Consider the following 10,503-nt stretch of genomic DNA (forward strand, 5'->3'; position numbering starts at 1 on the left):
CGCGGCGAGGCTGGACCGCGCGGCGAAGCCGGACCGCCCGGCCAGCTGCCCTCGATCGAGCAGGTGCTGCCCTGGCTCGAGCAGCTCTTCGACGCCTGGGACGAGCGCCGCCGCCAGCGCGAGCAGGAAGCCGCCGAACGCGAGGCGCTCGAGGCCGCGGTGCATGAAGCCGACGAAGCGTTCGTCGATGACGAGGGCGACGACGGCGAAGGCGACGATCACAAGAAAAAGAAGAAAAAGAAGAAGCACGGCCACAAGGACTAGCAGCCGAGCCCAAATGGTTGAGTGCCCCGGACGCAGCGCGGCAGACAATGCTACGCTGCTGAGCCGGGGCCGATGTTGCCCGAGCGATGTGCGCGCAATTCCTGGGTCCCGGCTCTGCCGAGCAGCACTTCGCGCGCGCCGCGTCCGGGACACGAGCCTTATTCAAGATGCCCGGAGGAATCATCCTTGCGCGGCAGCATGCCCATGCGCTCGAACTGCCAGCGCATGGTGCGATACCAGAGATAGCCGATCAGCGTGCCGACCAGAGTCAGGATGACGAGGTTGATGCTGCTGTAGGAGCCGCTCCACCACATCATCCAGGCGGTCCACAGCACCGTGAAGGCGACGGCACCTGCTTTGAGGGGAAGAAGGGGGCGGCTCATGGTCGTGCTCCGGGCTGTCAAAACCCCGGCAGACATCATCGCCCGTTGAGATCGTCGCTACCGTGAGCCAGGTCACGGAATGGACGTTGGAGACCGACTAACCGAACCGCTGCCGCGAACGCTCCCTGGCCTTTTCTGCCTCGACCTCACGATCCCGCGCAGGCGCATGGGTGTGCAGCGAGGTTAGCAGCCGGCGCGCCGCCTCCGACACCTCCGCCACCGCGCGCTCGAAGGCCTCCTCATTGGCCTGCGACGGCTTGTTGAAGCCGGACAGCTTGCGCACGAACTGGAGTGCGCTGGCGTGGATCTCGTCCTCCGTCGCCGGCGGCTCGAAGTTGAACAGCGTCTTGATGTTGCGGCACATGCAGTCTCTCCCGCGGGCAGGCCCGATGCGATCCGAGGACGAATGGAGAAGCCGAAATCCTACATCGCATGCAACAGCATGTCACAGGCGGAACAGGCCATGGCTGATGTCCGAATATTCCACTTGCGCGCCGCAACATCGAGGAATTGTTTTTCAGGATGAGCGGGCGTCTGCTCTCGATCCGCGGACGCGAGCTGGTAAGATCGCGCCCAACGCGGCCGCCAACCATGAGCCGCATGGGGAGAGAAACATGAGGGCTTCTTGCGCGGCGCTGTCGGCCATCCTGCTGTCGATCTCGGCGTCGGCCATCTCGACATCGGTATTGGCCGCCGACTATCCGGCGCCGAAACAGGGCGATTGGATCGCCAAAGATTTCAAGTTCCACACCGGCGAGACCATGCCGGAGTTGAAGCTGCACTACACCACCGTCGGTGAGCCCAACGGCCAGCCCGTGCTGGTGCTGCACGGCACGGGCGGCTCGGGCGCGAGCATGCTGTCACCCGCCTTCGCTGGCGAGATGTTCGGCGCGGGGCAGCCGCTCGACGCATCCAAATATTACATCATCATCCCCGACGCGATCGGCCACGGCAAATCGTCAAAACCGTCCGACGGCATGAAGACGAGCTTCCCGAAATACAATTACGACGACATGGTTGAAGCGCAGCATCGCCTCGTGAAGGAAGGCCTCGGCGTGAAGCATCTGCGGGCTGTCATCGGCAACTCGATGGGCGGCATGCAAACCTGGATATGGGGCGAGAAATATCCGAAGGAGATGGACGCGCTGGTGCCGATGGCCTCGCAGCCGACCGAGATGGCGTCGCGCAACTGGATGATGCGGCGGATCATGCTCGACACCATCCGCAACGATCCCGACTACAATGGTGGCAACTACACCAGCCAGCCGCGCATGATGAAATATGCCATCACCGCCTACGGCATCGCCAGCATCGGCGGCACGCTCGCCTATCAGCAACAGGCGCCGACGGCGGCGAAGGCCGACAAGATCGTCGACGAACGGCTGGCGACGCCGATCACGGCGGATGCCAACGACTTCGTCTACCAGTGGGACTCCTCGCACGACTACAATGCCGCCGAGAAGCTGGAGCAGATCGAGGCCTCGCTGCTGCTGATCAATTCCGCCGACGACGAACGCAATCCGCCCGAGACCGGCGTCACAGAAGCCGCGATGAAGCGGGTCAAGAACGGCCGCCTGTACCTGATCCCCGCGAGCACCGAAACGCGCGGCCACGGCACCACCGGCAACGCAAAGTTCTACAGTGAGCAGATCCGGCAATTGCTGCAAACCGCGCCGCAGCGAACGATGTGACACGAGCAGCAAGACAGCATGTCGAAAGCACGCTTTCGCCAGGCCGCTCTCGCGCTTCCCGGCGCCATCGAGGGTGCGCATCACGGCCATGCCGACTTCCGAGTTGGCAAGCGCGTTTTCGCGTCGCTGGGCTATCCCGATGACGAATGGGGCATGGTGAAGCTGACGCCGGAGCAGCAGGTCTTACTGGTCGACACGGAGCCGGAGATGTTTCGCCCGGTGCCCGGCGCTTGGGGCAGGAACGGCAGCACGAATGTGAGGCTGGTGAAGATCGATCAGATAACCCTGCGCAGCGCGCTCAGGATGGCGTGGCGCAACGTCGCGCCAAAATCGCTGCTCGCATCGCTCGATAAGCGGTGAGGAGGAGGACTGCCTGCGCGGATCTGCGTCGCTCGTTTTGCTGGTTTGCTTCGTGCCGGCGGCTCGCACGTGACCGACTGGCCGTGGCAGCGTAACAAAGGGGGATAGCGAACAGTTGGCGGGATGATATCCTCAACGCATTCAATCAGGGAGACCTTCGTGACCGACCTTTGCTCCGAAGACCTCGCCACCATCTATCCCAAGCCGAGCCGGCGCGTGATCGCGAAAGCGCGTCCCGCAATCGACGCGCATGCGAAGAAGTTCATCGAGATGTCGCCGTTCTGCGTGCTCGCGACATCGGGCACCGATGGCAGCGTCGACGCATCGCCGCGCGGTGGAAGCATTGGCTTTGTCCACGTCACCGGCCCCAACCAGCTGCTAATGCCCGACCGTTCCGGCAACAACCGGATCGACAGCTTTCGGAATGTCGTTGAGGGCTCAGGCTTCGTGCATCTGTTGTTCTTCGTGCCCGGCATCGACGAGACGCTGCGCGTCGGCGGCCGCGGCACGCTGTCGGCCGATCCGGACCTGCTCGCGTCCATGGAGGAATTCGGCAAGCTACCGCGCGCAGTTCTGAACGTCGCCGTCAGCGAGGTCTATTTCCACTGCGGCAAGGCACTGATGCGCTCAAAGCTGTGGGCGCCGGAGAAGGTGCAGCGATCGGTCATGCCGAGCATCAGCCAGGTCATCCACGATCAGACCAGCCTCGGCGAGCCGGAGAGTCAGGACGTCGTGGAAGCGCGGTACAGGGCGCAGCTGTAGGCAGGCTTTCGTTCTCGATTAGACCGTCATGCCCGGGCTTGTCCCGGGCTTCTCTGCGGGCTAGCTCGTGGATGGCCGGGACAAGCCCGGCCATGACGAGAGAAGGGGGCCGGAGCTTAATGCCCCTCGCCCTCGAGCCCGCCGACGTGCTTCTGGGTGTAGAGCTCGAGGCCGATGCGGCCGATCAGGTCGAGCTGGGTTTCGAGGAAGTCGATGTGGTGCTCCTCGTCGCTCATCAGCTTCTCGAACAGGTCGCGCGTAACGTAGTCCTTGACGCCATGGCAATAGGTCGCCGCTTCCTGGTAGAGCGCCCGCGCGCTCATCTCGGCGGCGAGATCGCACTCGATGATCTCCTTGACGTTCTGGCCGATGCGCAGGGGATCGAGCACCTGCATGTTCGGGAAACCGTCGAAGAACAGGATGCGCGCGGTGAGCTTGTCAGCGTGCTCCATCTCCTCGATGGACTCCTTGCGCCAGACCTTGGCCATGTCCAGGAGGCCCCAATTGTCGAGGAAGCGATAGTGCAGCCAGTACTGGTTGATCGCAGTCAGCTCGTGACGCAGCGCCTTGTTGAGATAGTCGATGACTTTGGCGTCGCCCTGCATGGTTCACTCCAGCTCTTGCAGTCCAAATCGGCCCCAAACCGAGTTTAGAATGCTTCTAAGTCAGTTTACGGATGAGAGCAACGGCTACCGGGATGCAGCCGGGGAAAAGCTCAGCCGATCTTGGGAAGCTTTCAGCAGGCCGCGAGGGCGAACTGGGCGAGCTCGGCCGTCCCGTCATTGGCGGCCGCGGTGTGGCTGTGCGGGCAGCCGGAGCAGCAGGATTTGGCACAGGGGCCAAGTGCTTCGTCGATGATGGTCTTGATCGTGCGGGCGCAACGGCCGCATTCGGCGCTGCAGCCGAGGCAGCCATAGACCTGCTTGGCATGACGCACGGCGTCGTCGGACTCGGCGACAGCAGCGCGGATATCGTCATCGCTCAGCACGTTACAGGAACAAACGATCATGGAAGCGGCAGACCCTTCGGTGATGCGTCATCATCGATATTTAAGGGGCCGTCCGGATGCAAAGGGAAAAACCGGTATTTGAAGCTATTCCAAACTGCCTGGAAGCAGCCTAGAACGGCTCTAAAATAGGGCGTTGCGTTGGATCAAGATTGGCGGCGGACCTAGTCGCCGCCACCGCCTCCACCACCATCGCCGCCGCCCCCGCAATCGCCGCCACTACTGCCGCTATCGCTGCTGGGACAGCTGCCACCGTCGGCCGAGCTTCCCGAGCTGTCGCTGGAAAACCAGCTCCCCAGCGCGAGACTGTCACTCGTCCCCGTATAGCTGTCGCCGCTGCCACTACCCCCCGTCACTCCCGGCCGCGGCGCGAGAGCGCCGGCCACGGCTTTGGATATGGGTGAACCAGCCGCAGCCGATCGCGAAGACGATCCCGGCAGCGATCAAAGTATTCACCACCGCGTTGCCCATTCATCGTCTCCTGCGGACCTGCGATCCCTACCAATTGGTCGCACCCGGCAAAGGTGCCGTTCATTGATCGTTCAAACGTAGTATGGAACTTTAGGCCCCAAAGAGTTCCGGGTTTAAGAGGTCAAGCCAATGAAGAAATCGCTCCTGGCGGTCGCTGCCGTCGCCACCCTGGCCCTGTCGGCCGGAACACCGGCCCATGCGCAGCGCGGCGTCGCGGCCGGCGTGGCCGCCGGGATCATCGGCGGGGCAATTGTCGGTGGCGCGCTGGCGTCTCCGTATTATTACGGACCTGGCTACGCATATGGTCCGGGCTATGGCCCCGGCTACTACCCGCCCCGCTATTACGCGCCGGGCCCGGGCTATGTCGCCGACGACTACTATGGCGGTGGTTGCGTCTGGCAGAAGCAGCGCTTCTGGGACGGCTATGCCTGGCGCGTCCGGCGCGTCAGGGTCTGTGGCTAGCCACTTGAACCGGTTCACGGCGGATGCGCCGTTCATCTCGGGGCCTGAAAAAGACCGCTTTTTCTCGTCACAGCTCCGTGTGCGTTTACCGTGGATTGACCATTTGCGCGCTTCCTAGCCGCACGGTCAATTTCATCAGAGTGTGCGTGAACCTTTGAAACCCGGACGCCTCTAACAAGGGAACGTCCATCTCCCAGGAGAGCCAAGAGCATGAAGAAGACTCTAGTTGCCGCCCTCACGGTCGCGACGGTCGCCGGTTCGCTGGTGACCGCCACTCCGCCCGCCAAAGCCGGTGACGGCGTCGGCGCCGGCATTGCGGCCGGCCTGATCGGCGGCGCCATCGTCGGCGGCGCCATCGCGTCGAGCCGCCCGGTTTACGGCGGCCCGGTCTATGTCGCCGAGCCTGGCCCGCCGCCCCCCGCCCTGCTACTGGCAGCGCCAGCGCTATTGGGACGGTTACGGCTGGGTCATCCGCCCGGTCCGCGTTTGCTACTGATCTGATCGCAGGGCGCATCCGCGCCGCGATCGAAGCCCGGCCGAAAGCATCGGCCGGGCTTTTTCTTTTGGTCCAGCGCTATCGCGCCGCCTCAATCGAGCGCAGCACCTCTTCGCTCGGCCAGCAATCGACCTTCAGGCCTGCCGACTTCTGATAGGCGCCAAGCGCGGCGCGCGTCTGCATTCCGGCCTTGCCGTCGATCTTGTCGTTGTAGAGCCCGACGCGCGTGAGACCGCGCTGCATGGTCTCGACGTCCTTCGTGCGCAACTGCTTCGAGGCCGACCATGGCGTTGCGAACGGCTGCGGGCTCGTCATGCGGTCGCTGAGATGGCCGACGAACAGCACGTAGAGGTCGGAGAAATTGTATTCCTTGATGACGAAGTAGTTCTTCGTGGTCAGGAACGACGGGCCGTAAATGCCTTCCGGCTGTAGCAGTGAGGCCGGCTGCGCCTGCTCTGCGGCACTCAGCTTCTGGCCACGCACTGGTACAAAACCTTCGCGCAGCCACTGGCTTATCGGCTTCGTCACCTCGGGTACGCCACTGGTGCAATCGACCTTTGCCGGTGCCTGCACCTCATAGGCCCAACGCACACCGCTCTGCCAGCCCTTGTTGACCAGCTGCTGCGCGGCCGAGGCCAACGCATCGGGCACTGAATGCCAGATGTCGATGCGACCGTCGGCGTCGAAGTCGACGCCGTGCTTGTAATATTCGGACGGCAGGAATTGCGTCAGCCCTGTAGCGCCGGCCCAGGACGAGCGCATGTCCTTGCGCGTCACCACGCCCTCGCCGAGGATCTTCAGCGACAGAATGAACTCGTTGCGATAGGTGTCCTTGCGGCGCCCGACATAGGCCTGCGTCGCCAGTACGCGGACGAGATCGTAAGGCAGCGTGTAGCGGCCGTAGTCGGTTTCGCGCCCCCAGATCGCGAGCATCACGGTCGCCGGCACGCCCGAACGCTTCTCGATCTCCGTTAACGCAGGGCGATATTTTTGCAGCAGCCGCTGCCCCTCGCCTGCAAGCCGCGCGATCGAGGCTTCCTTGACGTAGTCGGCAGGCACCTGCACGAACTCGGCCTGCGACGGCGCGCCGGTCGCGGGTCGGCCCGGCAGGATCAGGTCGGGCAGCTTGTAGTCCGGCTCGAGCCCGCGCGTCTGCTCTTCGAACGTCGCGCGCGAGACGCCCGCCGCCTGCGCCTCCGGCCAGAGCGAGGCGATGAACTGGGTGAAGGCGGCGTCGGCGGCACGGGCGGACGACCAGCCGCAAGTGACCACGATCACCGCAGCGATGAGCGCCCGCCGCATCATGCCAGTATCACCGCGTCAGCTTCTTGTACTTCACGCGATGCGGAATGATGCTGTCCTGGCCAAGCCGCCGCATCTTGTCCTTCTCGTAATCCTGGAAATTGCCTTCGAACCATTCGACATGGCTGTCGCCTTCAAAGGCAAGGATGTGCGTCGCGATACGGTCGAGGAACCAGCGATCGTGGCTGATGATGACCGCGCAGCCGGCGAAATCCTCCAGCGCCTCTTCGAGCGCACGCAGCGTGTCGACGTCGAGGTCGTTGGTCGGTTCGTCGAGCAGCAGCACGTTGGCGCCGGACTTCAGCATCTTGGCGAGATGCACGCGGTTGCGTTCACCGCCCGAGAGCGCGCCGACCTTCTTCTGCTGGTCGGCGCCCTTGAAGTTGAACGCCGAGCAATAGCCGCGCGAATTGACTTCCTTCTTGCCGAGCAGGATCAGTTCGTTGCCGCCGGAGATCTCCTCCCACACGGTCTTCTTGCCGTCGAGCGCATCGCGTGACTGGTCGACATAGCCTAGATGCACGGTCTCGCCGACCGTGATCGTGCCCTTGTCCGGCTGTTCCTGCTTGGTGATCATCTTGAACAGCGTGGTCTTGCCGGCGCCGTTGGCACCGATCACGCCGACGATGCCGCCGGGCGGCAGCTTGAAGGTGAGATCGTCGATCAGCAGGCGATCGCCATAGCCTTTGCTGAGCCCTTCGAAGTCGACCACGTTGGCGCCGAGCCGCTCGGCAACGGGAATGATGATCTGCGCGGTCTGGGTCTGCTTCTCGCTCGCCTGCTTGAGCAGCTCCTCATAGCGCTGGTAGCGTGCCTTGGACTTGGCCTGGCGCGCCTTCGGCGAGGACGCGACCCACTCCTGCTCGCGTGCCAGCGTCTTCTGATGCGCAGCGTCCTCACGGCCTTCCTGCTCCAGACGCTTCTGCTTTTGCACCAGCCAGGACGAGTAGTTGCCCTCGTAAGGAATGCCGCGGCCGCGATCGAGCTCGAGGATCCAGCCGGTGACGTTGTCGAGGAAGTAGCGATCGTGGGTGACGATCAGGATCGCGCCGGGATAGTTGCGCAAATGGCCTTCGAGCCAGGACACCGATTCCGCGTCGAGATGGTTGGTCGGTTCGTCGAGCAGCAACAGCTCCGGCTGGTCGAGCAGGAGACGGCACAGCGCGACGCGGCGCCGCTCACCGCCGGAGAGCTTGGTGACATCGGCATCGTCGGGCGGACAGCGCAGCGCGTCCATGGCCTGGTCGACCTTGCTGTCGAGATCCCAGAGGCCCTGGGCCTCGATCTCGTCCTGCAGCTTGGTCATCTCGTCAGCGGTCTCGTCCGAGTAGTTGACCGCAAGCTCGTTGTAGCGGTCGAGGATCGCCTTCTGCTTGGCGACGCCCTGCATGACGTTCTCGCGGACCGAGAGCTTCGGATCGAGCTGCGGCTCCTGCTCGAGGTAGCCGACGCGGGCCCCCTCGGCGACCCAGGCCTCGCCCGAATACTCCTTGTCGAGGCCGGCCATGATCTTGAGCAGCGTCGACTTACCCGAGCCGTTGACGCCGAGCACGCCGATCTTGGCGTCCGGGTAGAACGACAAATGGATGTTATCGAGCACCTTCCGGGTCGGGTAGCTCTTGGTCAGGCCTTGCATGAAATAGATAAACTGGCGCGCCATCGGTCCCGTGAAACCTTCGATTTGAGGGAATTTAGTTGCCGCCGATGTAGCGATCCTGTCCCCAAAGGGCAATGTTTTCCCTCCGTTCACCATGGATGAATACTGGACGGACACCATCCGGCCCCCAATCCGGACAATTGAAACCATCTTTTAATAAATCAGGCGAAAGCTCGCTGTTGCGCTGAAACAAGCGCCATCCCGCTCAGAAGGAACGGGAGAGCAGCGAGGCCGCGTCATGGCTCTGATCGAGACCACTTCCCTTCCCGTTCCGGCCAAAGCCGGGAACGCGTCCGGGCTCGCATCCGAGATCAAGGGCTTCTGGAAGCGCTTCTTCGCCATGGCCTTCAATCCCTATCGCCCCGAGCAGCACTACATGCGCGGCCCCGGCCCCGCCTGGCGTGCCAAGCACGGCATGGATGCGCCGGTTCGCCTGAAGCCCCGCGACCTCTGAGCCCCTCTCCCCTATCGGATTCTTGAAGATGCGCCCCGCTTGCGCGCGGCTCTGATTGCGCGCAACCATGGCCTGGTTCCGACGATGGCGCCCCCGCTTGCGCCGTGACCTCTTGCCATGGATGAACGCTGATGACGCGGCTGCGCTGTGCAATTCTCGACGATTATTTCAACCTCGCCCTCGACGTCGCCGACTGGCAGAAACTGTCCGACCGCGTCGACGTTACCGTGTTCAACGATCCCTTCGCCTCGGAACAGGCTGCGGCGAGCGCGCTCGCCGATTTCGAGATCATCTGCGCGATGCGCGAGCGCACGGCATTCCCGAAGAGCCAGTTCGCAGCGCTGCCGAAGCTGAAGCTGCTGCTCACTTCAGGCATGCGCAACGCCTCGATCGACATGGAGGCTGCGAAGGCTCGCAACGTGGCCGTCGGCGGCACGCAATACTCACGCGATCCCACGGCCCCGCTCACCATGGGCCTGATCCTGGAACTGACCCGCGGCATCGGCCGTGAGAACGCACGCATGCATGCCGGCGAGCCCTGGCAGACCTTCGCCGGCGTCGAGATCGAAGGCCTGACGCTCGGCATCGTCGGGCTCGGCAAGCTCGGCAGCAAGATGGCGGGCATCGCTAAGGCGTTCGGCATGAACGTGATCGCCTGGAGCCCGAACCTCACGCCGGAGAAGTGCAAGGAGGCCGGCGTCGGCTACGCCACCAAGGAGGAGCTGTTCGCTAGGGCCGACATCGTCACCATTCATGTGGTGCTGAGCGAGCGTTCGCGCGGCCTGGTCGGCGCTGCGGATCTCGCGCGGATGAAGCCGACAGCCTTCCTTGTCAACACCGCGCGCGGGCCGATCGTCGACGAGCAGGCGCTGCTTGAAGCCTTGCAGCAGAAGAGGATCGCCGGCGCCGGCATCGACGTGTTCTCGGTCGAGCCGCTGCCGGTCGATCATCCCTTCCGCAAGCTCGACAATCTCGTGCTGACGCCCCATCTCGGTTACGCGACCGAGGACGGCTTGCGCATCCATTACAGCCAGATGGTCGAGGCGATCGACGCCTGGACCAAGGGCGGCGAACTGCCGCGGAAGCTGGCCTGAATCGGGATAGGGGGGCGTCTCGCGACGCCGCCCCTCCCACACCACCGGACATACGGGTCCGTATCCGGCGGTTCAGCGGATTATGCGGGCCGCGGTGCCGC

The 10,503-nt window shown here is 63.7% G+C and carries 13 protein-coding genes and 2 pseudogenes; 8 read left to right on the forward strand and 7 right to left on the reverse strand.

Translation table 11 applies throughout. The annotated features are described in order from the left end of the window. A pseudogene (locus tag AC629_RS47400) lies at window positions 1-264 on the forward strand (collagen-like protein); the annotation flags it as partial. 158 nt (window positions 265-422) lie between these two features. On the opposite strand, the gene AC629_RS41065 reads toward AC629_RS47400, so the two are convergent. Continuing rightward, a complete protein-coding gene (locus AC629_RS41065) occupies window positions 423-647 on the reverse strand; it encodes a hypothetical protein (RefSeq protein WP_084810361.1) in 225 nt (74 codons plus the stop codon). A 97-nt stretch (window positions 648-744) separates the two neighbouring features. Beyond that, on the reverse strand, window positions 745-1,011 hold the full coding sequence (locus AC629_RS41070) for a DUF2277 domain-containing protein (protein WP_074123605.1): 267 nt from the start codon (window positions 1,009-1,011) through the stop codon (window positions 745-747). 250 nt (window positions 1,012-1,261) lie between these two features. Here AC629_RS41070 and AC629_RS41075 point away from each other — a divergent pair, with 250 nt between their 5' ends. From AC629_RS41075 to AC629_RS41085, 3 genes are all read left to right on the forward strand, one after another. Beyond that, the gene (locus AC629_RS41075) at window positions 1,262-2,338 is read left to right on the forward strand and encodes an alpha/beta fold hydrolase (RefSeq protein WP_084810362.1); all 1,077 of its coding nucleotides are present in this window, start codon (window positions 1,262-1,264) and stop codon (window positions 2,336-2,338) included. 18 nt (window positions 2,339-2,356) lie between these two features. Further along, on the forward strand, window positions 2,357-2,698 hold the full coding sequence (locus AC629_RS41080; RefSeq protein WP_084810363.1) for an MmcQ/YjbR family DNA-binding protein: 342 nt from the start codon (window positions 2,357-2,359) through the stop codon (window positions 2,696-2,698). 159 nt (window positions 2,699-2,857) lie between these two features. Next, window positions 2,858-3,460, forward strand: a complete 603-nt coding sequence (locus AC629_RS41085; protein WP_084810364.1) for an MSMEG_1061 family FMN-dependent PPOX-type flavoprotein — start codon at window positions 2,858-2,860, stop codon at window positions 3,458-3,460. 116 nt (window positions 3,461-3,576) lie between these two features. On the opposite strand, the gene bfr is transcribed toward AC629_RS41085, so the two are convergent. Both bfr and AC629_RS41095 read right to left on the reverse strand, forming a co-directional pair. Then, on the reverse strand, window positions 3,577-4,065 hold the full coding sequence (gene bfr, locus AC629_RS41090; protein ID WP_011089420.1) for a bacterioferritin: 489 nt from the start codon (window positions 4,063-4,065) through the stop codon (window positions 3,577-3,579). 131 nt (window positions 4,066-4,196) lie between these two features. Next, the gene (locus tag AC629_RS41095; RefSeq protein WP_084810365.1) at window positions 4,197-4,469 is read right to left on the reverse strand and encodes a (2Fe-2S)-binding protein; all 273 of its coding nucleotides are present in this window, start codon (window positions 4,467-4,469) and stop codon (window positions 4,197-4,199) included. 597 nt (window positions 4,470-5,066) lie between these two features. On the opposite strand from AC629_RS41095, the gene AC629_RS41105 reads away from it, so the two are divergent. After that, window positions 5,067-5,399 (forward strand): hypothetical protein, encoded by a 333-nt coding sequence (locus tag AC629_RS41105; protein WP_084810366.1) that lies wholly within the window; start codon window positions 5,067-5,069, stop codon window positions 5,397-5,399. 210 nt (window positions 5,400-5,609) lie between these two features. Next, window positions 5,610-5,895: pseudogene (locus AC629_RS41110) on the forward strand (hypothetical protein). A gap of 78 nt (window positions 5,896-5,973) precedes the next feature. On the opposite strand, the gene AC629_RS41115 reads toward AC629_RS41110, so the two are convergent. The 3 genes from AC629_RS41115 to AC629_RS47405 are packed head-to-tail and all read right to left on the reverse strand — an operon-like array spanning window position 5,974 to window position 9,047. Then, window positions 5,974-7,200 (reverse strand): lytic murein transglycosylase, encoded by a 1,227-nt coding sequence (locus AC629_RS41115; RefSeq protein WP_084810367.1) that lies wholly within the window; start codon window positions 7,198-7,200, stop codon window positions 5,974-5,976. A 7-nt stretch (window positions 7,201-7,207) separates the two neighbouring features. Next, a complete protein-coding gene (ettA, locus tag AC629_RS41120) occupies window positions 7,208-8,857 on the reverse strand; it encodes an energy-dependent translational throttle protein EttA (RefSeq protein ID WP_084810368.1) in 1,650 nt (549 codons plus the stop codon). A 31-nt stretch (window positions 8,858-8,888) separates the two neighbouring features. Next, a complete protein-coding gene (locus tag AC629_RS47405) occupies window positions 8,889-9,047 on the reverse strand; it encodes a hypothetical protein (RefSeq protein WP_168195716.1) in 159 nt (52 codons plus the stop codon). A 45-nt stretch (window positions 9,048-9,092) separates the two neighbouring features. On the opposite strand from AC629_RS47405, the gene AC629_RS41125 reads away from it, so the two are divergent. Together AC629_RS41125 and AC629_RS41130 are read left to right on the forward strand one after the other, a co-directional pair. Further along, complete coding sequence (locus AC629_RS41125; protein WP_084810369.1) at window positions 9,093-9,308, forward strand: hypothetical protein; 216 nt, start codon at window positions 9,093-9,095, stop codon at window positions 9,306-9,308. Window positions 9,309-9,439: 131 nt separating this feature from the next. Then, a complete protein-coding gene (locus AC629_RS41130) occupies window positions 9,440-10,402 on the forward strand; it encodes a D-2-hydroxyacid dehydrogenase family protein (RefSeq protein WP_084810370.1) in 963 nt (320 codons plus the stop codon). Window positions 10,403-10,503 lie beyond the last annotated feature (101 nt).

The organism is Bradyrhizobium sp. NAS80.1, from assembly GCF_001908205.1.
In the GTDB taxonomy this organism is placed as follows: domain Bacteria; phylum Pseudomonadota; class Alphaproteobacteria; order Rhizobiales; family Xanthobacteraceae; genus Bradyrhizobium.